At 51.2% G+C, this 25,013-nt stretch carries 21 protein-coding genes; 12 read left to right on the forward strand and 9 right to left on the reverse strand.

Annotated features, from left to right (window positions below; genetic code table 11):
• Positions 1 to 2 precede the first annotated feature (2 nt).
• Positions 3 to 1,952, forward strand: coding sequence for an EAL domain-containing protein (locus WN56_RS11470; RefSeq protein WP_046075128.1), 1,950 nt, complete (start codon positions 3 to 5; stop codon positions 1,950 to 1,952).
• Here the strand turns inward: WN56_RS11470 and rimI are convergent.
• From rimI to WN56_RS11485, 3 genes are read right to left on the reverse strand one after another with little or no spacing between them, the layout of a single operon-like run.
• The gene (rimI, locus tag WN56_RS11475; RefSeq protein WP_046075129.1) at positions 1,949 to 2,410 is read right to left on the reverse strand and encodes a ribosomal protein S18-alanine N-acetyltransferase; all 462 of its coding nucleotides are present in this window, start codon (positions 2,408 to 2,410) and stop codon (positions 1,949 to 1,951) included. The two genes, WN56_RS11470 and rimI, sit on opposite strands and share 4 nt — an antisense overlap.
• Positions 2,403 to 2,795 (reverse strand): DNA polymerase III subunit psi, encoded by a 393-nt coding sequence (locus tag WN56_RS11480; RefSeq protein ID WP_046075130.1) that lies wholly within the window; start codon positions 2,793 to 2,795, stop codon positions 2,403 to 2,405. Before WN56_RS11480 ends, rimI begins: the two co-directional genes overlap by 8 nt.
• Positions 2,796 to 2,808: 13 nt before the next feature.
• The gene (locus WN56_RS11485) at positions 2,809 to 3,213 is read right to left on the reverse strand and encodes a GNAT family N-acetyltransferase (protein WP_131825923.1); all 405 of its coding nucleotides are present in this window, start codon (positions 3,211 to 3,213) and stop codon (positions 2,809 to 2,811) included.
• A gap of 334 nt (positions 3,214 to 3,547) precedes the next feature.
• On the opposite strand from WN56_RS11485, the gene WN56_RS11490 reads away from it, so the two are divergent.
• A complete protein-coding gene (locus WN56_RS11490; RefSeq protein ID WP_046075132.1) occupies positions 3,548 to 5,656 on the forward strand; it encodes a bifunctional diguanylate cyclase/phosphodiesterase in 2,109 nt (702 codons plus the stop codon).
• A gap of 87 nt (positions 5,657 to 5,743) precedes the next feature.
• Here the strand turns inward: WN56_RS11490 and nlpI are convergent, their stop codons facing one another.
• Positions 5,744 to 6,622 carry a lipoprotein NlpI gene (nlpI, locus tag WN56_RS11495; protein WP_046075133.1) on the reverse strand — a complete coding sequence of 293 codons (879 nt, stop codon included), beginning with the start codon at positions 6,620 to 6,622 and terminating at the stop codon, positions 5,744 to 5,746.
• Positions 6,623 to 6,690: 68 nt separating this feature from the next.
• Positions 6,691 to 8,829 carry a polyribonucleotide nucleotidyltransferase gene (gene pnp, locus WN56_RS11500; RefSeq protein ID WP_046075134.1) on the reverse strand — a complete coding sequence of 713 codons (2,139 nt, stop codon included), beginning with the start codon at positions 8,827 to 8,829 and terminating at the stop codon, positions 6,691 to 6,693.
• A gap of 416 nt (positions 8,830 to 9,245) precedes the next feature.
• On the opposite strand from pnp, the gene prfC reads away from it, so the two are divergent.
• The 8 genes from prfC (at position 9,246) to WN56_RS11535 (ending at position 17,494) form a co-directional block, all read left to right on the forward strand.
• On the forward strand, positions 9,246 to 10,835 hold the full coding sequence (prfC, locus tag WN56_RS11505; protein ID WP_046075135.1) for a peptide chain release factor 3: 1,590 nt from the start codon (positions 9,246 to 9,248) through the stop codon (positions 10,833 to 10,835).
• 152 nt (positions 10,836 to 10,987) lie between these two features.
• Positions 10,988 to 11,134, forward strand: coding sequence for a hypothetical protein (locus WN56_RS16975; RefSeq protein ID WP_158010268.1), 147 nt, complete (start codon positions 10,988 to 10,990; stop codon positions 11,132 to 11,134).
• Entirely contained in the window at positions 11,127 to 11,897 is a 771-nt protein-coding gene (locus tag WN56_RS11510; RefSeq protein WP_046075136.1) for a TatD family hydrolase, read from the forward strand. Before WN56_RS16975 ends, WN56_RS11510 begins: the two co-directional genes overlap by 8 nt.
• Positions 11,898 to 12,106: 209 nt before the next feature.
• A complete protein-coding gene (locus tag WN56_RS11515) occupies positions 12,107 to 13,393 on the forward strand; it encodes a NupC/NupG family nucleoside CNT transporter (protein WP_046075137.1) in 1,287 nt (428 codons plus the stop codon).
• A gap of 157 nt (positions 13,394 to 13,550) precedes the next feature.
• Entirely contained in the window at positions 13,551 to 13,721 is a 171-nt protein-coding gene (locus tag WN56_RS11520; RefSeq protein ID WP_046075138.1) for a XapX domain-containing protein, read from the forward strand.
• A gap of 367 nt (positions 13,722 to 14,088) precedes the next feature.
• Positions 14,089 to 14,865: a deoxyribose-phosphate aldolase gene (gene deoC / locus WN56_RS11525; RefSeq protein ID WP_046075139.1), complete on the forward strand. Its 777-nt coding sequence runs from the start codon at positions 14,089 to 14,091 to the stop codon at positions 14,863 to 14,865.
• Positions 14,866 to 14,930: 65 nt separating this feature from the next.
• A complete protein-coding gene (gene deoA / locus WN56_RS11530) occupies positions 14,931 to 16,262 on the forward strand; it encodes a thymidine phosphorylase (RefSeq protein WP_046075140.1) in 1,332 nt (443 codons plus the stop codon).
• A gap of 11 nt (positions 16,263 to 16,273) precedes the next feature.
• Positions 16,274 to 17,494, forward strand: coding sequence for a phosphopentomutase (locus tag WN56_RS11535; RefSeq protein ID WP_046075141.1), 1,221 nt, complete (start codon positions 16,274 to 16,276; stop codon positions 17,492 to 17,494).
• Between the two features lie 94 nt (positions 17,495 to 17,588).
• On the opposite strand, the gene WN56_RS11540 is transcribed toward WN56_RS11535, so the two are convergent.
• Complete coding sequence (locus WN56_RS11540) at positions 17,589 to 18,173, reverse strand: AhpA/YtjB family protein (protein WP_046075142.1); 585 nt, start codon at positions 18,171 to 18,173, stop codon at positions 17,589 to 17,591.
• A 130-nt stretch (positions 18,174 to 18,303) separates the two neighbouring features.
• Here WN56_RS11540 and serB point away from each other — a divergent pair, with 130 nt between their 5' ends.
• Positions 18,304 to 19,275, forward strand: coding sequence for a phosphoserine phosphatase (gene serB, locus WN56_RS11545; RefSeq protein WP_046075143.1), 972 nt, complete (start codon positions 18,304 to 18,306; stop codon positions 19,273 to 19,275).
• 125 nt (positions 19,276 to 19,400) lie between these two features.
• On the opposite strand, the gene WN56_RS11550 is transcribed toward serB, so the two are convergent.
• Complete coding sequence (locus WN56_RS11550; protein ID WP_046075144.1) at positions 19,401 to 21,758, reverse strand: PilZ domain-containing protein; 2,358 nt, start codon at positions 21,756 to 21,758, stop codon at positions 19,401 to 19,403.
• Between the two features lie 123 nt (positions 21,759 to 21,881).
• Between WN56_RS11550 and radA the strand changes: the two genes are divergently transcribed.
• Positions 21,882 to 23,258, forward strand: a complete 1,377-nt coding sequence (gene radA / locus WN56_RS11555; RefSeq protein WP_046075145.1) for a DNA repair protein RadA — start codon at positions 21,882 to 21,884, stop codon at positions 23,256 to 23,258.
• A gap of 94 nt (positions 23,259 to 23,352) precedes the next feature.
• Here radA and WN56_RS11560 read toward each other — a convergent pair whose 3' ends face one another.
• Positions 23,353 to 24,357, reverse strand: coding sequence for a M23 family metallopeptidase (locus tag WN56_RS11560; RefSeq protein WP_046075146.1), 1,005 nt, complete (start codon positions 24,355 to 24,357; stop codon positions 23,353 to 23,355).
• A gap of 49 nt (positions 24,358 to 24,406) precedes the next feature.
• A complete protein-coding gene (locus WN56_RS11565) occupies positions 24,407 to 24,787 on the reverse strand; it encodes a PilZ domain-containing protein (RefSeq protein ID WP_046075147.1) in 381 nt (126 codons plus the stop codon).
• Between the last annotated feature and the right edge of the window lie 226 nt (positions 24,788 to 25,013).

A 25,013-nucleotide genomic window follows, 5' to 3' on the forward strand; every position in this document is an offset into this window, starting at 1 on the left:
GAATGACGCTCCATCAACGTGTGCTCTCGTTTGTCATCACCGCTGCCGTGGTCATCCTTTTGGTGACCACGGCAGTGGTCTTTCATTTTGGTGTTGAACAGATAGAGCGAGAGCAGCAGCAACACTCACGTTTGTTAAGCCAGTCACTCGCAGAGGCGTTACCTGTGGTGCTTGAACAGGGTGATACGCAAAGGCTCAATAAACTGGTTTCTCACTTTATCACGATGCCTCAGGTGGAGAAGATTATTGTCAAACCTATGCTCTCGGGAGACCGTCAAGTGTGGGAGTCTGACTCACCGAGCCTAGACGCACCGGGATGGTTTACCCAACTGACGGGGCTCACAACCCGTACTCGCTCAGTCTCAGTGACTAATGGTTGGACTCAGTTAGCGCAATTGACCATAGCGATAGGGCCACAGCGAAACATTGAGACCCTGTGGAGTCGGCTTTTACAGCTGGTCCTAGGGTTAATGGCAGTGAGTGTACTGATAAGCTTAGGGGCGTCGGTCATGTTCCTTAGCGTGACTGCACCGCTGGGTGAGCTACGAAAACGGTTGAAAGCATTAGGTCATGGTGATTTTCATCCCGCGCGGGCTAGGACGCGTGTTAATGATTTGGTGGCCTTACAAAGTGCGTTTAACCTTGCCGGTCAGCAAGTTGCCAAAGTCCAGCAATCGCAGCAAGAAGAATTGGCACGCTTGCGCGATAAATTGATGGTTGACCCTGTCTCAAGATTACCTAACCGAGGCTACTTCCAGCATCAGTTACAAAGTTACATAAAAGACGGCGTGGGTTGTACGCTTGTGCTCATCGAAGTTTCTTGGTTATCGCGACTGCGCGCACGTTATGGTTACCAATATCGTGATCAGTGTTGGCGCTTGCTGGGAGAAGCGTTAACACAAGGGGAGCTGGCACAAAGCCATCAATTAGTGGCGCGTCTAAGTCATAACGAGATCGCGATACTGCTGACGATTGATGAAGAGAGCATAGTGCGTCGCTACTTGAGGCAACTATTGCGCGCCATAAACCAAGAGCTGGAGCATATTGCTTTGCCTGTTAACCAAGGGTTTCATCTTGGTTTGGCGCAAACCCGTACGGATGATACGGCCAGCCTGATGGCCAAAGCGGATAATGCCTTACAACAGGCTAAGCGCCAAGGTGACGTCTATTTCTGGCCCTCTGATGAACAAGCTGACAGTCGTACTCGAGAGCAATGGCGGCAGATATTACTTGATGCGCTGAATAAAAATCCACTCGCGCTTTATGCCCAGCCGGTTCGCCATCGCGATAATCAACATAACTGGCACCAAGAGGTGTATGCGCATCTTTGGGTTGATGAGAGTTGGCTGGCCGCGGGGCAATTGTTGAACCGTATCTCGATGTACGCACTGGGTGAAGAGTTTGATAGGCATGTGTTGGCTCGGGTCGATGAATACGTAAAAGCCAACCCTGTTACGGATAAGTTAGCGGTCAACCTGACGTTAGAAAGTGTTAAAAGCCAAGCCTTCCATGATTGGCTGCAAAACTTTTTGTTGAAAACCTACTTGGCCAATAAATTGACATTTGAGGTGGCAGAAAGGGCAGTGCATCAAGACCTAGAAGCTTGCCAGGCGTTGTTTCAACTTATTCGTGATCAAGGCTTTGAGGTCGGCGTGGACCACTTTGGGCGTGATATGGATAACGTCGAATACATTAAAAATATCGAGCCTGACTACGTGAAGCTCGATATTGGTTTTGGCCAGCCGTCGAGTGATGTTGACGATGTGTTTATTCGTATGTTGGTGAATATTGCCGCGTCTCGGGAAATAAAGGTGATTGCCACGGGAATCGAGCAGTCAGAGCAGCATCAGTATTTTCATCAGTTGGGCTGCCAAGGGTACCAGGGATATATCCTCCCTCCCATTCGGCTTGATAGTGACCACGCGCACGGTGGTCACGAGCGTCGCGACTAAGTCAGTCGCTTTTTCATTATCCAAGCATCTTCACGGTGACCGTCGGCACAGCGGTAATACTGTTGCCGGCGGTGAACCACTCGGAAACCATGCTTTTGATAAAGTGCTTTGGCAGGTATGTTACTCTCTCGTACTTCTAGCCAAATACTGTCCGCCCCAACATGACGTAGTGTCGTTATCATCCCGTTTAAAAGTACCCATCCCCATCCTTGCCCCTGATAATCAGGATCGATAGCGATATTCAACACTTCGCCCTCACCCGCGATACAGCGTGCATAAAAATAACCGATGATGGTTGAGGGCGTAGTGGCCAAGCGCAGCACGTAGTGATAGTCAAACTGGCGAGGCGAAACCGCCAATTGTGACGCAGACCATGGAAAGAGGTGGGCGCGCTGCTCGATAGCGCTGATCCTCTCAATATCGTCATGATCGAGTGGGGTAATCTGGTAATCACTCATACTGACAAATCTGACGCCAAAGATCGCGCTTAGCCATCGGGTTATCGTGCATCTGCGCTAAAGGAAGTGAATACAAGCTCTTGACGCCATCGACAATGATCTCGGGCGAGTCAATATACCAACACCAGCTAAGATGATGATCACCCAACGCAGCCAAGGCGGCATGGGGGAGTTGACGAGCTTGATCAGCGCTTAGTTTGATACTTTTGAGAATATTGCCAAATAGCCATGCGTCTTGATCAGTGAGTACGTGATCGCAGACCAACAATAATTGGCAGTGGTCAGGCAATTGAATCACTTCTTGCTCTCGGCCGTAGATTTCTGGGTGTCGCAATTGCCACACATCGAGATCCATGGCTTGTAAACGTTGGATATCCGTTAACATGGTTTGGTGACTCTTACGTTGAAGTCGCGGCGGCGAGTTGTTTATACCACCAAGTATCATCCGGGTCTAAGGGGGCAAATTCTGCCTTTTCGGCAACGTCACTGGGCGCAATTTTTAACAGGCTATAGCCCAGTTCAAACAAAGTAGACTCAGCCTCGTCTAACAGTGGCATCACCAAGTCTGCATCTGGGCTATGCCATAACGTAATTTCTTGGGTGTTATTGGCGGTTTGAGCGTCGGTGATGGCAATGTGCCCTAATATCTCTCCCATATCATCAGTTGCAAGGAGAGAAAGCGAGATCTGCCCCGTTTCGCGCAGCTGTTGGAGCTGATCGGCTTGCATGGGGCGCATTAGCGTCTCTCGCCACCAACCGTCTAGTCGAACCAGGTCGGCGGGCGCTTCTGTACGAATCATCATCACAGAGGTAGTGGTTATTAAATGGTGTAGCCAGAATAACGGATTCCCGATCCCGTGCAAGAGGTGACTGTCGTTTGTGTTTGATGCTTACGCAGCTAAATGCATAAATATTCAGCAAATTGTGCAATATGGCGACACAGTCTCCCCTGTTTGCTGATTTTGAGTCCTTTATCTATTTTTACAGTAAAATATGCGGTATATAGTGATAAAAGCTTGAACCCATGACGCGTGCCTCATAAAGTGCTACTGACAACAAAGTTAAAAGTGTCTAATATATGAGACGCTTGTCTCGCCAATGAGATGGTCGAGAGTGATTCCCAGATGTGAGCTTTTCATGCCAATATCGTCGTTAAATGATTGGTTCTACTGCTTAACCGATAACAGTCCGTTTCTTTTTGCCATTCTCGACAGCAATGATTGCTATCTTTACGCCAACCAACGCTACAGCGAGCTGTCTGGCTTGGCCTTGCCGTCGTTAAAGGGGTTATCCGATATCGATACCCTAGGCGAGGCGTTTTATCAGTCGGTCAAACCGCATTATGACAAAGCCAGACGGGGTGAATGCGCCGAGGGAGAGGTGCTTCTTACTGACAACTATCATAGTGCTAGCTTTCACTTCAGTGTTGCACCATTACCAAATGTCGCTGATGAAAGTGGTAAGCCCTGCGTGATCTTTCATGCCGCAGATACATCCGAACGCCAAGTATTAGCCAGTGCGCTCGAAGAGGCGGAGGAAAAATACCACCATCTTAGTCAACTTATCGATGACGGCTGCTGCGTGGTTGAAGATGGCTGTATATTATCAGCGAACCCTGCGGCGGCTGGGCTACTGGGCGTCGGTAGTATCGACGCGCTGATGGGTGAACCTTTATCAGACTATCTTGTGGTGGCAGAGGCAACGACCACCACTATTGACAGCCTATTGCGTGCGCCCCATGGGCAAGGTGTGTCGGTGGTGAGTGCAAAAAACAGCGTGCCGCTGACCGTGTGCCAATCACCGATCCACCTTTTGGGCAAAAAAGCGCATATGCTGCGCCTACAGCCGACAATCACTGACTCGTCGGTTAAGCGCCTAAAACCCACTGAAAAAGAGGATGTCAGCAAAGTCGGTGAGCAACAATCCGCTTATACGGATGCATTAACAGGTCTTTATAACCGCTACGGGTTCAGTCGAGAGCTGGATAGGCTGATAAAGGCACAAACGCCATTGGCCATGTTGTACCTTGATGTCGATAATTTTAAAAATATCAATGATTCTCTCGGACACCATGTCGGCGATCGTGTGCTTCAGGATATTGCTCAGCGCTTACGCGCCTTGCTCTCGGCAGATACTATCATTGGCCACTTAGGCGGTGACGAGTTTGCGGTGTTGCTTCCTAAGCCTGCAACGGAAGATGCGCCTGATCAGTTGGCTGACAAAGTGGTCGGGGCCATTAGTGAGCCTTTTGAATTGCATTATTTTAGTAAGTACTTGGCGTGTTCAGTGGGGATGGTGCGTTATCCCGACGATGGTAAAGACGCCCGCCAGCTGCTGCAAAATGCGGATACCGCGATGTATGAGGCTAAAGAGCAAGGTCGAAACCGTGTGGTCGCCTATCATGACAGCATGAGTAAAGAGGCACGGATGCGCCTGTGGTTGGAAATCGAGCTACAAAAGGCCTTACAAAATAACGGCCTGGAAGTGTGGTATCAACCTAAAGTCAGTGCCAGTGATTATCGTATCAACGGTGCTGAAGCCTTAGTGCGTTGGAAACACCCAGTTGAGGGCTATATCAGTCCTGGGCGTTTTATTCCGGTCGCAGAGCGCTGCGGACTGATTGAAGCGCTCGGCCGTCATGTGATGCGCGAGGTCTTCCAAAACGTGCGTCGCTGGCGTCAACAAGGCATATTGCCGGGACGGGTAGCGATTAACTTATCGCCAGAGCAATTTAGCAGCCCCAAGCTGACCGAGCACATGGAAAAGCTGATTAAAGCCACGGGGGCGAAACCAGAAGATATTACTTTTGAGTTAACGGAAAGCGCGGTGATGAAAAACGATGAGCATGCGCTGAATATGCTCAATGCGATAAAATCACTGGGCTTTGCCCTCTCGATTGACGACTTTGGCACCGGCTACTCATCCTTGTCTTACCTTGCCCGTTTTCCGCTTGATGAGCTTAAGATTGATCGTGCGTTTATTCACGATATGGATGCCTTGAGTAAACAGGTGACGCTGGTGGAAAGCATTATTCATCTCGGCCGAGCCATGGAAATGACCGTGGTGGCAGAGGGGGTCGAAACCCGTCAGCAGGCGTCAGTGCTCACTAACCTGCACTGTGACACGATTCAAGGGTATTATTTTCACTCGCCCATGCCTAAGCATGAGTTTGAAAAGCTATTGCTGAAAAGTAAGCCCCACAAGCAACCACCACAGGCCTTGGCGCCCAGTGCGCAGACAAGCTAACCGGATACCTGTTGGTATTACTCATGATCAAAAATAGAGCAGTGAGCCTGCTCTATTTTTATGCTTGAGGCACTATCGAGTGACGCGCTATGGTCGGCGGTAGGCGAGTCGGTTGAGCTCAAGTAACGCATAGCGGTGTTCGACAAACTCATACACGTTGCCCGACATGGCAAGCTTATACAACGCCACGGCGCGATCGTTGTCGCCCTGGAATTGATAGCGTTTAGCAAGGTAAAAGTAAGCTTCACATAAACGTTCTGCTAGCAGTTCATTGTCTTCACCTTGCGAGGCAAGTTGCTCCAGCAGCTCACGCTCACTGAGCTTACCGAGGTACATATCGACAAGCTGCCAACCCCAACCCGAAGCTTCTGCATTCGCTTTTCGCGTTGCCAGCGCTTGTTGCGCCTTGGTTTCCCCCTTCCAATCGCGTTCCACTAAATAAAGCCAAATGAGGCGATAAGGATCGTCGCGATCTTCTTGGTAGTGATGGAGTAAGTCTTGATGGGCCAGGCGATAGCGACCGCCGTAGTACAAGGCGATCCCACGATTACGCGCGGCATAGCTGTGGCTATTATCCAGCTCTAACGTCGAGTCAAAGGCCTCGTAGGCAGCATCATAGTGGCCGTTCTGAGTAAAATAGACCCCAAGAATATTGAACACATCAGGTTGATCCGGCTTTAGTGAGAGAGACTGGTTAAAGTCCAATCGTGCCAAATCGCGCATCCCCAAGCTGTCGTGCATCAGTCCACGCTCATAATGCAATTGGGCGCGTGCGTCGTCACTCAAATCATTGCGCGCAAGCAGCTGATCAATCCGTGCTAGGTGCACTTCCTGCTGCAGGGTAGGCTGTAAAGGGACGGCCATAGGAGGAAATGTCCACTGGCTGGTGCAGCCTGTTAATAGTAACAGCGCCAGTATCGCCAGAGGCTTGTAAAACACCGCCCGTGGCTGAATAAAAAAGGTCATGAAGGCGCATCTCCGTGTAAAAAAAAGGGAGCCTCAGCCCCCTTTATACCATGAATGACGATATGACTCTAAGCGTCAGTGCTTGGTGCTTCTTCTGCTGGCGCAGCGTCAGCAGCGGGAGCTTTTTCTGCCGCCGCTTCTTTCATGCTCAAGCGGATACGACCTTGACGGTCAACTTCCAGCACTTTCACGTCCACTTCTTGGCCGATTTCGAGATAATCAGACACCTTCTCAACGCGTTGATCAGCGATTTGAGAAATGTGAACCAGACCATCTTTGCCGCCAATCACTGAGACGAAGGCACCGAAGTCAACGATACGCTGAACCTTACCGGTATAGATACGGCCCACTTCGACTTCTGCAGTGAGTGCTTCGATGCGTGAAATGGCATCTTTGGCGGCTTCACCGTCAGTGGCCGCAATTTTCACTGTGCCGTTGTCGTCGATTTCAATGGTGGTGCCAGTTTCTTCGGTAAGCTGACGGATCACGGCGCCACCTTTACCAATGACATCGCGGATCTTATCTGGGTTGATGCTCATGGTGTGGATACGAGGCGCGAACTCAGAGATATCGTCGCGTGCCGAGCCGATGGCTTGGTCCATCACATCCAGGATGTGTAAACGTGCGCCTTTAGCTTGGTTCAATGCGATTTGCATGATCTCTTTAGTGATCCCTTCGATTTTGATGTCCATCTGCAACGCAGTGACACCGTCATCCGTCCCGGCCACTTTAAAGTCCATGTCACCTAAGTGATCTTCATCACCCAAGATGTCAGAAAGCACAACGAAATCGTTGTCTTCTTTCACCAGACCCATGGCGATACCGGCCACTGATTTTTTCACCGGTACACCGGCATCCATCAGCGCCAAGGAGGTGCCGCAGACAGAAGCCATTGAGGAAGAGCCGTTGGATTCTGTGATCTCAGATACCACACGCAGTGTGTATGGGAATTCATCTTGGCTTGGTAGAACCGCTGCAATACCGCGCTTCGCTAGGCGACCATGGCCGATTTCGCGGCGCTTTGGTGAGCCAACAAAACCGGTTTCACCGACACAGTAAGGAGGGAAGTTGTAGTGCAGCATGAAGCCTTCTTGGCGCTCACCCATGATCGAGTCGATGGTTTGCGCGTCACGCTGAGTACCGAGTGTGGCGGTGACCAATGCTTGTGTTTCACCACGGGTAAACAAGGCGCTGCCGTGAGTACGTGGTAATACGCCCGTACGTACGTCGAGGGCACGAACCATGTCTTTTTCACGGCCATCAATACGGGGTTCACCCGCAATGATACGGCTACGCACGACTTTCTTTTCCAGGTCGCCAAGCATGCCTAGGATTTCACGCTCATCCAAGGTCTCGTCTTCGCCGACTAGTGCAGCCACCACTTCCTGCTTAACCTGACCAATTTGCTCGTAACGGGCCATTTTTTCAGTGATTTGGTATGCCTGAGCCAGTGGACCTTGTGCCATTTCAGCCACACGGGTTTGTAGCGCAGCGTTAACTTCCGGCGCTTGCCAATCCCAAGTAGGTGTTCCCACTTCGGCGGCAAATTCTTTGATTGCGTTGATCGCGGTTTGCTGTTGCTCATGACCAAACATCACCGCTTGCAGCATTTGCTCTTCGCTTAGGCGGTCAGCTTCAGACTCTACCATCAGCACCGCACCTTCAGTCCCGGCCACAACGAGGTCAAGTTTACTCTCGTCTAGCTCTGCTGGGCTTGGGTTAAGCACGAGTTCATCATTGATGTAGCCGACGCGTGCAGAGCCGATAGGGCCGTTGAATGGGATGCCTGAGATGGCCAATGCTGCCGAGGTACCCAGCATGGCAACGATATCAGGGCTAACCGCTGGGTTAACAGATACGACGGTTGCGATGACCTGTACTTCGTTTTTGAACGAGTCCGGGAATAGCGGACGGATAGGGCGGTCAATCAGGCGTGCGGTCAGTGTTTCTGACTCAGAAGGGCGGCCTTCGCGCTTGAAAAAACCACCTGGGATTTTACCCGCGGCGTAGGTACGCTCTTGGTAGTTGACCGTCAATGGGAAGAAGCTTTGGCCTTCAGCCGCTTCTTTTTTACCGACGACAGAAACGAATACCGAGGTATCGTCCATGCTGACCATGACAGCACCATTGGCCTGACGTGCCATCACGCCTGTTTCCAATGTCACTGTATGATTGCCGTATTGGAATGTTTTTACGATTGGATTCACAGATTATTTCCTTGTTGCTAAGGGATAAACCCGTTGGTTTATCTCACTAAGTGTTGGCTTTCAGCTGCTCACCATCGCGACTAATGACAGCACGCTGCGCGGGTGTTTGGCCTTCGTGGGCGGTATGCTGTCAATAGTCGCGACCTTATGGTCGACGTTGTTGACTGTGTTACAGCTGAAAGTGGCGCTAATTATACACGTGCTTGGCCGATAACGACACCACGAGGCGGTCAAATGGCAACATTTGTGATGTGTTTGGCAAGCAATATTGACCCTAAAGGATGCAGATAACACGGCGAAGTCAGATTTGTGAATTGAAGCTGACTACAAGATCAGCGAAAATACGCCACCTTTGTGAATGACCTCCTCAGCTGGCGCCTGATTGCCGCCTGAAGCCAACAAGAAGATAACCTGCTATGTCAAATACACTGCTGCAACAGGAAGTTGATAAACGCCGCACGTTTGCGATTATCTCGCACCCAGATGCGGGTAAAACCACCATCACCGAGAAGGTGCTGTTATTCGGACGTGCCATTCAAACGGCAGGCACCGTGAAAGGGCGTGGCTCTAACCAACATGCGAAGTCTGATTGGATGGACATGGAAAAAGAGCGTGGTATCTCTGTCACCACCTCGGTGATGCAGTTTCCTTACAACGACTGCTTAGTGAACCTGCTTGATACCCCAGGGCACGAAGACTTTTCGGAAGATACGTACCGGACACTGACTGCTGTCGATTCGTGTTTAATGGTGATTGATGCGGCGAAAGGTGTCGAGGATCGTACCCGTAAGCTGATGGAAGTCACCCGTTTACGTGATACTCCGATCATCACCTTCATGAACAAACTTGACCGTGATATCCGCGACCCAATGGAGCTGCTTGATGAAGTAGAAAGTGAGCTCAATATTGCGTGTGCGCCGGTATCTTGGCCGATTGGTTGCGGGAAAGGTTTCCAAGGTGTGTATCACATTCATCGTGACGAAAGCATTCTATATCAATCTGGCCAAGGCCATACCATCCAGGAAGCACGTATCATCAAAGGCTTGGATAATCCTGAATTGGATGATGCGATCGGTGCAGACATTGCGCAAGATTTGCGTGATGAGCTGGAACTGGTGATGGGCGCGTCTCATGCGTTCGACCATGAGCTGTTTTTAAGCGGTGAACTCACGCCTGTTTTCTTCGGTACCGCACTGGGTAACTTCGGTGTGGATCATATGCTGGATGGCTTGACTGAGTGGGCACCCAAGCCCATGGCGCGCCCGACCCATGACCGTGAGGTCAAGGCTGACGAGGAGAAGTTCTCGGGATTTGTGTTTAAAATTCAAGCCAATATGGACCCACGTCACCGTGACCGGATCGCGTTTATGCGCATTGTTTCCGGCAAGTATCAGCAAGGAATGAAACTGCGCCATGTACGTTTAGGTAAGCAAGTGAATATTTCCGATGCGGTGACCTTTATGGCAGGGGATCGGTCACGGGCTGAAGATGCGTTTGCTGGCGACATTATTGGCTTGCACAACCATGGCACCATTCAAATTGGTGATACCTTTACGCAAGGAGAAGATCTGAAATTTGCGGGGATCCCGAATTTTGCCCCAGAGCTTTTCCGTCGGATCCGCCTCAAAGATCCATTGCGTCAAAAGCAGCTGCTTAAAGGTTTGATTCAGCTGTCTGAGGAAGGTGCGGTACAGGTGTTCCGTCCGTTGCAATCGAACGACTTAATTGTCGGAGCGGTTGGTGTCCTCCAGTTCGATATGGTGGTAGCTCGCTTGAAAGCTGAATACAACGTGGATGCCTTGTATGAGCCGATTAATGTGGCCACCGCGCGTTGGGTGGAGTGCAAGGATGAGAAGAAGCTGGACGAATTCCAGCGTAAAAACCAAGCGAACTTGGCTTTGGATGGTGGCGACAACTTGACGTACATTGCGCCGACCATGGTTAACCTGAACCTTACGCAAGAGCGCTTCCCGGATATTGATCTCAGAGCGACCCGCGAACACTAATCGGTAGAGGGCGAAGACTGAGTCCCCCCGTGTGGCGAAAAACACGCACCAGGGAAAGATAACGCTCTCCAAGTTCGCCCCCATGCTATACTGCCGTCTGTAACCAGACGGCTTTTTAATGGCATAAGGTTTACAAAGCAAGGATGCCAATAATGATGATTGCGCGTATTAAACGTTGGGTGGCACGTTACGATGCCTGGTGTCAGCGAATGGGGCTTGGCGAGGATAACCGCCGAAGCTGTGTGCCTATCAAGCGTTCAGAAAATACACCCCCCACACAAACGTCTCAGCATGATTGATACCCATTGCCATTTTGACTTTTCTCCGTTTCGAGACGCCCCGGAGCGATACTGGCAGGCGGCACGCGAAAGCGGTGTGATGCGGATGGTGGTCCCCGGTGTTAGCGAGAGTAACTGGTCAGCAGTGCTGTCGTTGACTGAACGCTTACAAGGCGTTTACGCGGGGCTAGGGCTGCACCCATGTTTTCTCGATGTTCACACTGACACCAGCCTAGATAAACTTGATCAGGCACTGGCCGCGCGTCCTGCGCGCTGTGTCGCTGTCGGAGAAGCCGGGCTCGACTTTTTTGTCGCGAACCAGGATGCCGCTCAGCAGCGCCAGCAAGCGCTATTGGAGGGGCAGCTTTGGCTCGCACGCCACTATGATCTCCCCATTATTCTGCATAGCCGCAAAGCGCATAACCAATTATTACGCACCGTTAAAGCCTACCCAGGCGTACGCGGGGTGTTACATGCGTTCAGTGGCAGTGAACAGCAGGGTAAACAGTTTATTGATGCGGGTTTGATGCTCGGGGTTGGCGGGACCGTCACCTATTCTCGCGCGCAAAAAACTCGCCGCGCCATTGCACAGCTACCTTTGGAGCACCTCGTCCTTGAAACCGATGCCCCCGACATGCCTTTGGCAGGATTTCAAGGAAAACCGAACACACCCTCTCAGGTATCACGGGTTGCTGATGTGGTGGCAGCGTTAAAAAGCTGTGACAGAGATCATCTGGTGGCTGAAACATCAGACAACGCTGAAAGATTGTTTGGCTTTGATTGAGCGGGAACGGGCAAAAGACAAACGTTTGCGGTTGCATAAGCTCACAAAACTAGATCAAAGTCATACTTATTGATGCATTACAAAATAGTTTTACAGCGAACTGTGATTGGAATATTACTTTAATGTGACTGCGATGCGTATAATCTCTCCCGGAAACCAAATTCCACTTTGTCGAGACGCCAACTTTTTACTTTGAGGATGCCAATACTATGAGCCTGCTGATGAGCGTGATCGGGATGGTTGTACTGCTAGGGATAGCTGTTCTTCTTTCCGATAACCGCAAAGCCATTAACCTCCGTACCGTGGGTGGCGCATTTGCTATCCAACTCTTTTTCGGTGCTTTCGTACTGTATGTCGATGTCGGACGCGACATTCTGTACGGCGCATCACAATACGTTGCTAACGTCATCGCATACGGTGACGAAGGGATCAGCTTCATCTTTGGTGGGCTGGTTTCTGACAAAATGTTTGAATTGTTCGGCGGTGGCGGTTTCGTCTTCGCACTGAAAGTTCTGCCAGTTATTGTCTTCTTCTCATCACTGATCAGCGTGCTTTACTACCTGGGTATTATGCAGGTTGTGATCAACGTGCTCGGTGGTGGTCTACAAAAAGCACTGGGTACCTCACGTGCCGAGTCTATGTCAGCAACCGCTAACATCTTTGTCGGACAAACCGAAGCGCCATTGGTGATTCGTCCATTCGTACCTCGCATGACACAGTCAGAGCTGTTCGCAGTCATGTGTGGTGGTCTGGCCTCGGTTGCTGGTGGCGTACTGGCCGGTTATGCCTCTATGGGTGTTCCGCTTGAGTACTTGATTGCGGCATCATTCATGGCCGCACCTGGTGGTCTACTGTTTGCGAAAATCATCAAACCTGAAACCGACGAGCCGGTCGAGCAGATGGCTGACGCGACCGCTGAAGGCGCAGAGAAGCCAGCGAACGTGATTGATGCAGCCGCAGGCGGCGCTTCATCAGGTATGCAACTGGCGCTTAACGTTGGTGCTATGCTACTTGCCTTCATTGGTTTGATTGCCCTGATTAACGGCATGCTAGGCGGTATCGGTGGCTGGTTCGGTTATCCAGACATCACGCTGGAGCTGATCTTGGGTTACCTGTTCGCCCCGTTTGCATTCCTTATCGGTGTGCCATGGGAAGAAGCGGTGGTCGCAGGCTCTTTCATCGGTCAGAAGATCGTGGTTAACGAATTCGTGGCTTACCTGAACTTCACGCAATACCTTGGTGAAGGTGCGCAAGTTGTTGCAGCAACAGGTATGGAAATGACAGAGAAAACCAAAGCGATTATCTCCTTTGCTCTGTGTGGTTTCGCTAACTTGTCGTCTGTGGCTATCTTGCTAGGTGGCTTGGGTGGTCTCGCGCCAAACCGTCGTCCAGAAATTGCACGCTTCGGTGTGAAAGCGGTGATCGCCGGTACCTTGTCTAACTTGATGGCAGCGACCATTGCGGGTCTATTTGTTACCTTAACCTTGGCGGGCTAATCGTCTTATCGCGATAGCACATCATGTTAAGCAAAACGCCACACAGGCTGCCTGTGTGGCGTTTTTTTATTGCAGCCATTGGCGTGATACGCTCAGCCCACATCCTCTAGGGGTGTATACTCAGAGGTAGATACGAGCGAACAAAAAAGGTAACGATATGCAGGAAGTCCTTCTCGCCTTGGTGGCTGGTTTTTTGGTTGGCGTACTGTTTAGCGCGATAAAACTCCCCATACCCGCACCGCCTGTTTTATCCGGTGTGATGGGCATCGTCGGGGTGTATTTGGGCGGCGTCGGCTATCAGTGGATTGTGGCGCGTTTTTTCAGTTAGAAAGATTGGTTCCACCGCGCAACAGTGTATTTTTCAACATAAACGGTAAAATCTAGTTTTGCTGAAACGGCGTTGGTAAAATAAGTGAACGCCGTCAAAGTTTGCTGGCGCCACAATCCTTATTTTCCTCTCATGGTTAGCAACAAGGTGTGGCTAGCCCCAATCGGAAACGTCCAACGGCGGAACCGCAAGCACATAGGTGTTTGCACGCGGCAACAAGGATGGTTGGTTGAAGGCGGCGCGATGTCCAGCCTCAAACTTCATGGAGCCAAGTCCGCTGAGCAATGACCGGAAAACAGAACCGGTTGTTAATACAGTGGCCAACCCTATACCTGTTTGGCAAAAGAATGAGGACTGGAGATAACCCATGAACGAATTACAAACCGCGGCCCTACGCGCACTAAAACTGATGGATCTGACGACACTGAACGATGATGATACCGATGAAAAGGTGATCAGCCTGTGTCAGAACGCGAAAACTGCCGTTGGTAATACTGCAGCGATTTGCATCTATCCGCGCTTTATCCCTATCGCCAAGAAAACACTGCGCGAACAAGGCACGCCAGAGGTGCGTATCGCCACCGTGACGAACTTCCCTCACGGTAATGATGATATTGATATTGCGGTGGCAGAAACGAAGGCAGCCGTCGCTTACGGCGCCGATGAGGTTGATGTGGTGTTCCCGTATCGCGCGCTGATTGCAGGTGATGAACAAGTAGGTGCTGAGCTGGTCAAACAATGTAAAGCCGCGTGTGGCAGTGATGTATTGCTTAAAGTGATCATTGAAACCGGTGAACTGAAAAGTGAAGCACTGATCAAACGCGCCTCTGAGATTGCCATTGATGCAGGCGCTGACTTTATCAAAACCTCCACGGGGAAAGTGGCGGTGAATGCCACCCCAGAAGCGGCGGAGATCATGCTCAACGTGATTAACGATAAAGGCGTGGCTGAGACTGTTGGCTTTAAACCTGCGGGCGGTGTACGTACCGCTGAAGACGCACAGCAATACTTGGCAATGGCTGACCGTATTCTTGGTGAACAATGGGCTGATAGCCGTCACTACCGTTTTGGTGCTTCTAGCTTACTGGCAAACCTGCTGCACACCTTGGGCGAAGGTGAAAAAGCAGCTGAAGGCGGTTATTAACTGTCGATTGTCAATCGATACCCAGGGCAAGGTAGGCCTTGCCCATTTGCCGGTAAGGAGGAAGCATGATCTTACCTCAAGAGATTATTCGTAAAAAACGTGACAACCTGGCGTTGAGCAAACAAGAAATCTACGCGTTTATTCAAGGTGTCGCCGATGAGTCGGTCTCAGAAGGGCAAATTGCCGCGTTTGCGATGGCGATTTACTTTAATGACATGACCATGGATGAGCGAGTGGCATTAACCTGTGCGATGCGTGACTCTGGCATGACCTTAGATTGGTCTCACATGCAATTTGATGGCCCTGTGGTTGATAAGCATTCAACCGGTGGGGTGGGCGATGTCACCTCACTGATGCTGGGGCCCATGGTTGCTGCCTGTGGGGGATATGTGCCGATGATCTCAGGTCGCGGTTTGGGCCACACTGGCGGCACGCTGGACAAACTGGAATCCATTCCCGGTTATAACATCATGCCAAGCAACCAAGTGTTTGGTGATGTGACCCGCGATGCCGGTGTGGCGATCATTGGGCAAACCGGCTCATTAGCGCCTGCGGATAAACGTGTGTATGCCACCCGCGATGTAACGGCCACGGTCGACAACATATCTCTGATCACCGCGTCGATTCTGTCGAAAAAGCTGGCCGCAGGCCTGGATGCTTTGGTGATGGACGTCAAGGTTGGATCGGGTGCGTTCATGCCGACGTATGAAGACTCAGAGGCATTGGCCAAATCGATTGTAGGTGTGGCAAACGGTGCCGGCACTAAAACCAGTGCGTTGTTGACGGACATGAACCAAGTATTAGCATCGTCGGCCGGCAACGCATTAGAAGTCAAAGAAGCCGTCGACTTTTTGACCGGTCGTTACCGTAACCCACGTTTGTACAATGTGACTATGGCGCTATGCGCCGACATGTTGGTGGTCAGTGGATTGGCAACCGATGTGAATCAAGCAAAACAAAAACTGGATCAGGCACTGGATAGCGGTCGTGCTGCCGAGTGTTTTGCCAAGATGATCGCAGGACTAGGTGGCCCGGCAGATTTTGTTGAGTCGCCAGATCAATACCTCGCGACTGCATCCGTGATTAAGCCTGTCTATGCTGAGCAATCAGGCATTGCCAGTGCCATGGATACACGGGCATTGGGCATGGCTATTATAGAAATAGGTGGCGGCCGTCGGGTTGCCAGCGATAAAATTGATTATGCCGTTGGGTTGAACGAAATGATTCGTCTGGGGCAACAAGTGGATGAGCACACCCCGCTCGCCATGCTCCATGCTCAGACTGAAGAGCAATGGCAACAAGCGGCGAATGCGGTGCGAGCCGCAGTGAAAGTCGCTGATGAGGCGCCGAGTGCAACGCCAGACGTTTATCGTCGCATCAGCTTACAAGACGTCTAATGGAGGCGATCATGAAACGCGCAATTGTATTAGTTTTAGACTCATTTGGTATTGGCGCCACTGAAGACGCCGTCAAATTCGGTGACCAAGGTGCAAACACCTTGGGCCACATTGCACAAGCGTGTGCGAAAGGCGAAGCGGATAATGCGGATCGTCAAGGTCCATTATCTTTGCCTAACATGACCAAATTGGGCTTGGGTAAAGCGTGTGAAGAGTCGTCAGGTTACTTCCCAGAAGGCTTGGATTCACATGCAGAGATTATCGGTGCTTACGCACATGCTAAAGAGCTGTCTTCGGGTAAAGACACACCGTCTGGTCACTGGGAAATTGCCGGTGTGCCTGTCTTGTTTGAGTGGGGCTACTTCTCAGACTTGACGAACAGCTTCCCGCAAGCGCTGCTTGATCGCATTGTTGAACGAGCGGGCGTACCTGGCTATCTCGGTAACTGCCATGCATCGGGCACGCAAGTGCTGGACGATCTGGGCGAAGAGCACATGAAAACGGGTAAGCCGATTTTCTATACCTCGGCGGACTCGGTGTTCCAAATCGCGTGCCATGAGGAAACCTACGGGCTAGATAACCTGTATGAGTTGTGCCAGATCGTGCGCGAAGAATTGGAAGACTATAACATCGGTCGCGTGATCGCCCGTCCTTTCATCGGGCCAGCGAAAGGTCAGTTTGAGCGTACCGGCAACCGCCGTGACTTGTCTGTCGAGCCACCTTCTCCTACCGTGCTACAAAAGCTGGTGGAAGAAAAAGGCGGTGATGTGATCTCGATTGGTAAGATTGCAGACATTTACGCGCATTGCGGTATCACCAAGAAAATCAAAGCCACAGGCCTAGAAGCGTTGTTTGATGCAACCAAAGACGCGATCAAAGAAGCAGGCAACAATAGCTTGGTTTTCACCAACTTTGTTGACTTTGATTCGGCGTACGGCCACCGCCGCAACGTTGCCGGTTATGCCGCGGCACTGGAGTACTTTGACCGTCGCTTACCCGAAATCATGGAAATGCTTGAAGAAGACGATGTGCTGTTGCTAACGGCTGACCATGGTTGCGATCCAACTTGGCCTGGTACTGATCACACCCGTGAGCATATCCCTGCACTGGTCTACGGCAAAAAAGTGCCAGCGGGCTCACTCGGTCGCCGCGAAACGTTCGCGGATATAGGTCAGTCCTTGGCGGAATACTTTGATGTATCACCAATGGATTACGGGAAGTCGTTCCTGTAACGCGTTGACCACTTCCCTAGATAAAAAGAGATGGCGAACGGCCATCTCTTTTTTTATCTCGGTTTATTGCCCTGATCGCCATGTCTTTGCCGTTTTACCAAGATAAACGCGCAGAACGACGAGTGAGTATTGCCATCAATAGCGCCCCCGATAGGAGTGCGAGGCCGATGAGGAAGCGAAATTCGGTCATGTTCGATTGCAGCTGCTTTTTGGCTTCATTGATAACGGAGTGATGCTCAACGGTGAGGCGGAGAAAACCGACAATGTCGCCATCACGGCTGATTGGTGTCATCAGTTGCTGTCGTCCTTGGCTTTCCAACCCCAGCGGAGTGGTCAACCCAACGGCTGTTTCCAACGGTAAGGCGTTGGTTGAGCGCACGACAGGGCTGCCGTTGAGCTGATAGAAACTGGCATCGCGAATTAACGGCTCGGTTGCCAGCTCATCAGCCATGGCTTGTAAAGGCTGGTAATTCTTATCCACTAAGGCATCATAGGCTTGCACACCCACTTGGCGGGTCATTAGCTGGGCTAATTGGTCCGTTTGCTGGTATAGCGCTTGGTACTGACGCTGGCTGAGTGTGGTGCTGTAAAGCATCAAAGCGGCAATAGTCCCGATGGTTATGAGCAAAAGACTCCACCAAGTCACCCGCCGTAGTGTTTTGCGCGAAATTGAAAACATACCTTCCTCAAAGCCAGATAAACAGAGTCAATTAGCACTGGAGCTTACTACGGTTTTTATGGTATCACAGCCTCATTGTGATTGATTCATTCACCAAGCTTGCTTGGAAACCGAAAGGAAAATATTGACCATGGATAAGGCCAAACCGTTGGCAATTCACCGTTCACCGCAACTCTACCGTCGCTTTCCTTCCATCACCACGCCGTTTTTCTCTCGCCACCGGCATGGCGGGTGGATTGTGTTTGCTAAAGCCATCGACCCCCGTCAGCTTGACGATATCCGTTTTTTTACTGGGGAGGCGCTAGAGGTCGTCGATGGATGGCGTGTTGGGCCGTATGAGGTGTTATTGATCCGCGGTGAATTGACGGCTGAACATCGCACCGTGATTGAGGCGCTCGAGCTCGACTGCGCGGACTTACAGGCCCTACCGGATTTAAGCAAACCTGGTTTGGCGGTGTTTGACATGGACTCCACCGCGATAGAAATAGAATGTATTGATGAGATTGCGGCACTCGCTGGGGTTGGAGACGCGGTGTCTGCGGTCACCGAGCGCGCCATGTTGGGCGAACTTGATTTTGAGGCAAGCTTACGTCAACGCGTGGCGGCGTTGAAAGGCGCTGACGCGGCGATACTTGAGACAGTGAAAGCGCAGTTGCCGTTGATGCCAGAAATGGCGAGCTTAGTGGCCAGTTTAAAAGCCCACGGCTGGTATGTGGCGATTGCTTCTGGCGGTTTCACCCATTTTTCTGATCATCTTCAACAGCGATTAGGCTTGGATTATGCCGTGTCGAACCAGCTTGGATGCCGTGATGGTCAACTCACCGGCGAGGTAGACGGGGCAGTGGTGGATGCGCAACGCAAAGCGGATGTGTTAACCATGTTGGCACAAAAGTACGATATCGCCCCAGAGAACACGTTAGCTGTAGGCGATGGCGCCAATGACTTGGCGATGATGGACGCTGCGGGTCTCGGCATTGCGTATCATGCGAAACCCAAAGTGAATGCGAAAGCGCAAGCTGCGGTCAAACATGCGTGGTTGGGGGGTGTGTTGTGCGTGCTCTCTGCCAGTATTCGAAATCGCATTAGTTGGCAGCCACGCTAATAGGGTAAAGGGTGTGGCACCCACTTGGTGTGGCACTCACTCGGAGTGGTACCCACTGGGTGCCATCCTCTCTTTGCTGTTGCCCCGGTCGATATCGTGCCGATTCATTCGTATGTCGCCTGCGGTTATCGTCCCAGGCGCATTAGCACTTCATCGGTCACATCGACCAACTCACCGTAGGCACACAAGGCAACAAATTCGTCTTCTAGCTGGCGTGCTTTGTGGGTATCGCGTTTGAGTAACGTGGATAACTGCGTGGCATCAATATCTTGTTCAGCATGGGCTAGCGGTGTCATCCGATTGCGTAGCACCGCGAATGCGCCGCCTTTTTGCGCCAACTGGATGAACTTACGCCTTGCGTCGTCTGATTCAAATTCACTATCGGCAAAGGTATGGACGGCGCGCACCTTATCATCTTGCATGTCTATCCAGACAAAGTATTCGCGCACCAGCTCTTTAAGAGGCTGCGAGGGGCGAGTGACTTCATGAGTGCGGGTGAGAATCTTATCCCCGAACACCGGATAAAAAGACAGTTGGCGACCGCCGCCTGCGCGCTCGAGAAAGCGGTGCAAACGGCTGGGTGGCAGGTTGATACCCACTGCGGGCACCGAGAGTACACCGTTGTCGCGTCGAATAAAGTAGGGTTGTACGGTTAAGCGCGTAAGCAATAATTGGTGCATGGCCCAAACCAAGGGAGGGTCGGGTAAACGCTCATCCAGCACGGTCAGTTTGTCGAGGTTGTGTTCAATCAAGCGGCGAAGGTACTGGCGACGACGGGTGTTGGGCGCTTCAGTGGTAAGCTTGAGTTGGATATTGTCTCGTTTGGGACTCACTCGAATGACTTGATACGGCATATCGACGAGAGGCGCACGAGGGTCAATATTGACAAACGCATCGAGTGATACAGACACCAAGTCATCTTTCGCACCTTGAAAAGGCTGCGCCAGTTTCAGGTTCAACCCACCCGAGGAAAAATCGACCAGCTTTCCCTTCAGCGCTCCCTGTTCTGAATGCACCAGTGATACCTCAGAGCGATAGGCATAACGTGGTTCACGACGTTGTGGTTGACGGTCCGAAGAGATGAGCTGGGCAAGACAAACTGGATTACGTTGGTGCAAAAAGCGTCGCAAGGCTTGACTGGATAACGACGGTTTGGGGTGGGTTAAATAACTCTCCTTGCTTTCGGTATGAGTCACATCTTGCACCAACGCGACATGAGTCAGGGTTTTGAGCGTATTCAGCCAATCAGGCGACACATCTTGTAGCCGTTCAATGTCACCCGCGTTTATGGCTGACATGGTCACCTTAAACACCCGCCATGAATGGCGCTTGGCACCCAGTTGCCAGAACAGGTGGCGCTCATCTTCGCTCATTTCGCTGGGCGAAGCGGAATAGAAAAAACGCTGTTTGTTTTTCTCTACATAAAAGCAATATAACAATAGCTGGCTGGTTGACGCCCCTTCCACTTGCAGCAGTGACAAGCGCTGTGCATCGAAAATATGATTAATGACAGGTTGATTGCGGCTGTCGTGCCAGTAATCCCATAGCTCTCGATTTTGCCGCGTTTGTAATACGTACTCTAACTTGTCTTGCGCAAAGTAAAGCGGTAGCACGCTGGTGTGATGCAAGAAGGATTGTTCATAGCTTTGCAGCTTGAGAGTGAGTAGCTTGTCCTCCCCATCTTGTTTGCCACGAAAGTCGGGCGAGGCCATTTCTGCATCGAGGGCCTGCTTAATCGCGTCACTGCTGGTGTCAAGCCGTAAGCGTAGCCAAGCACTGCTGGTGGACTCTTTGTTTTGATCGACGCCAATAATGCGATAACTCAGCCCTTGTTCCAGATCGGGGTCTTGATACTTTTGCGCCAGTGCTGTGAACCGAACGATGACTTCAGCGCTAGGCGGGTAATCGAATGCCGCGGGGACACGTACTCGGCAGCCTGAGTTAGACAAGTCGCTGGTGACCCCATGTACCTCATAGCCGGTATTCAGTGTTATTAATACTTGGGTAGCAAAATGGATGCGGCTTTCACTACGCGCTAAATAACGTCCAAAGGTGAGTTTCTCGGGTAATAATGCCGCCTGGGCGCTATCACTGACTGGGCCTTTTCCTTGTTGCTGCGTCTGCTTTTCTTGTTCATGTTTGACGCGAAAGTTATTAGGGGTATTGTGCAAATCTTCCCACAACCCTTGAGTCATTTGCCCGTTGTATAAAGGCAAACGCTCGTAATAGCGGTTAATCGCGACATCATCCAGCCAATGCTTTTTGCCGTTGAGCTCGTATTGATGACACTCACCATCCACTTTGCCACGCAGGTCGATGGTACGGTTGCATGGCGTCATCAAACGTCTGATCTCCATTTTGATCAGAAGTTTGGCAGAGCTTGGCTCGTTGGCGGTTAGCTTATCGAGCAGCACCTCAAATTTTGGGGTTTGGGACATCGGAAGCAGTTGCTCAATCAGTCCCTGGTAATCATCCTGCTTCATGGCAAAGTCTGGTAAAGTATTGTCCTTGTATATTAACGGCACGCGTCGGAAAAAGTGTCGGAATAATTAATAAGATAGCAATCATTTTGTGAATTAGCTGACATCATACGTCTTGGAGAGCGAATGGCAAAAACAAAACGAGCCTACGTATGTAACGACTGTGGCGCGGATTTTCCCCGTTGGCAAGGGCAGTGCTCAGCCTGTGGCGCGTGGAATACCATTACAGAAGTAAGACTGGCAGCATCGCCCCAGGTCGCGCGCAATGAAAAGTATGCCGGGTATGCAGGTAGCGCAGAAGGACAAGTACAAACCCTGCAGGATATCGATTTACAAGAAGTGCCACGCCTGAGCAGTGGTTTTAAAGAGCTGGATCGTGTGCTCGGCGGGGGGATCGTCCCTGGTGCCGCTATTTTGATTGGTGGTAACCCAGGCGCGGGGAAAAGTACCTTGCTGTTGCAAACTATGGTCGGGCTCGCACACCATTTGCCGACCTTGTACATCACAGGGGAAGAGTCATTACAGCAAGTGGCGATGCGCGCTGATCGGTTGGGGCTTGCCAAAGACCGCTTGAAGCTGTTGTCAGAAACGGGCGTAGAAACCATCTGCCAGGTGGCCAAAAAAGAACAACCGAAAATCATGGTGATTGACTCGATACAGGTGATGCATGTCGCGGATGTGCAATCCGCGCCCGGTAGCGTGTCGCAGGTGCGGGAGTCTGCCGCAGCCTTGACCCGTTATGCCAAGCAACACAATGTGGCGATTTTCATGGTGGGGCATGTGACGAAAGATGGCACACTGGCTGGCCCCAAGGTGCTGGAGCACTGTATTGATTGTTCGATTTTGCTCGATGGCTCCAGTGATAGCCGTTTTCGTACGCTGCGCAGCCATAAAAACCGCTTTGGTGCGGTCAACGAACTTGGCGTGTTCGCGATGACTGGGCAGGGTTTAAAAGAGGTCAGTAACCCCTCCGCTATTTTCCTTTCACGTGGTGAGGAGCAAACCTCCGGTAGCTCGGTAATGGTGGTGTGGGAAGGCACTCGCCCTCTATTGGTAGAGTTACAAGCCTTGGTCGACTATTCACAATTGGCCAATCCACGCCGGGTGGCGGTGGGGCTAGAGCAAAACCGTCTTGCCTTACTTCTGGCCGTCTTACACAAACACGGCGGGCTGCAAATGTCTGACCAAGATGTGTTTGTGAATGTGGTTGGTGGGGTTAAAGTCACCGAAACCAGTGCCGATCTTGCCCTGCTGTTAGCGCTGATATCGAGCTTTAGGGATCGCCCGCTGCCGAGAGAGCTGGTGGTCTTTGGTGAAGTCGGTTTAGCCGGGGAGATCCGCCCTGTTCCAAGTGGGCAAGAACGTCTGATGGAAGCGGCAAAACATGGCTTTAAAAAAGCAGTCGTGCCCAAAGCAAACTTGCCGAAACAGCGTATTGAAGGGATGACGGTTTATGGCGTTAGCAAACTCTCCGACGCCCTGGATGTGTTAGAAGACTTGTAGTCGAGCGCAAGTACCAATAGCGAAGTGGTGGGCGATGATACGGCCAGTTAACCGAACAAAGACGCTCGGTTTTATCATCGCGCTACGGCCTCCATTACATGGAGGCTTTCGTCGGAGTGGTTTGTACATCGGCCTCACGCTGCTGCGCGGTGCTCAGTGGCGGCTCAGCGTCTGGCATATTGGCGACTTGTACCTGTGTTTCGACCAAGTTTTCCACCACCGCGACTAAATGTCCCCAACTGACGCGCTTCTCGTTTTCGAGCAAGGTATCAAACTGTTCAGCACTCCACTTAATAAACCGGCGCGGGTTAAGCGCCCGTCCTAAAAAACGCACTTCGTAATGCAAATGAGGGCCAGTGGATAAACCTGTGTTGCCTGACCAAGCAATCAAGTCCCCTTTTTTCACGAATTGCCCACTGCGTACGTTGAACTTATCAAGGTGGGCGTAGAGGGTCATAAAGCCAAAGGCATGGTCTATTTTTACAAAGTTGCCATAGCCTTTGCGACGGCTGGGTCTGACGTATTCCACCACGCCATCGGCCGGGGCATACACCGGGGTGCCGATGTCTGCGGTTAAGTCTAATCCCATATGGAATTTTTCTTTGCCAGTGACCGGATGCGTCCGTGAGCCATAACCGGAGGAGCGCCGATAACTCTGGATGGGTTTACCGTTGGGGATGAGCTGTAGCATGGTATAGCGCACGGCAGAATTGATCGCCGCCACATCAAGCCGATGGGTCAGCGAGGCATCTTTGGCGACCGATTGTAGCCCTAACATATCTTCTACCGTCACGACGCGTTGGGTGAGAGCGGTTAGCTCGACATCTTTGTTTTCGATGGTTTGTGACAGCTCATCGCGTTTTTGTTGCAGCATGGCCACTTCGTTATTCAATGCAGCACGCTCTTCACGTAAACGGTTAACGGCGGCTTCAGCTTCAGTAGAACGCTCGGAGAGTAAATAGAGGCTGGCGAAGGTCACGGTGAGAACGGCCAACAATACCAACGCCAACGTCTGCACTACCTTTTTGCGGGTAGGGCAAAGCGTATAATGCTTCACACCGTTTGGGTGTGAGATGGCGATGTGGATGTGATCTGTCATGACTGGTTACTGCTGGCCTGCGTTTGGTACCGCCCATGACGACACGGAACTAAGACTCGGGCTCCGTCATAGGGTCGGTCAACTGCGCTAGCTCGCGATGAAGGAGCTCATCGTTGCCAACGTTAAGTTCAACAAGCCTTTTTAAATGACTGGCACTATCAATGTCAATGTGATCAATATAAAGATGGAGGTAATTCTCGCAGTTATTGACGAGAATGCAGTCCATGTCTAATTCTACGTCAGAGTCATGCAGATAAAAGATCAGCGAAAACGTTGTCTGTTGTGGGTTGGCTTGCCAATTATCTGGGCGAGACAAAAGCACCCCTTTCAAAGAAAGGTCGAGTACATGTGCGTGCCACGACTGTTCATTTTGCTTGAGTATCGCGGGGGCACGATACATCACGCGGGAAAATTTTCTACGCTCTGGCATGATCGCATCTCCTCATTCCTTTGCTTAAAGTGTAGGCGATGCATGGCGGGCGACCTAATAATCTGTGTGGGCGTATCGATTCTGAAACATTTTTTGATGTCTTGGCGTTATTAAACGGATGGAATGCGGTTTGTGGGTGGGAAAGTTGGCCATATGACTGCGAGGGCGTGAGGCGCCTATTACATCGCCCCGAAAGAAAAAGGGCAGCGTTGGCTGCCCTCATGAG

Source organism: Salinivibrio sp. KP-1 (assembly GCF_000968645.1).
Taxonomy (GTDB): Bacteria; Pseudomonadota; Gammaproteobacteria; order Enterobacterales; family Vibrionaceae; genus Salinivibrio; species Salinivibrio siamensis.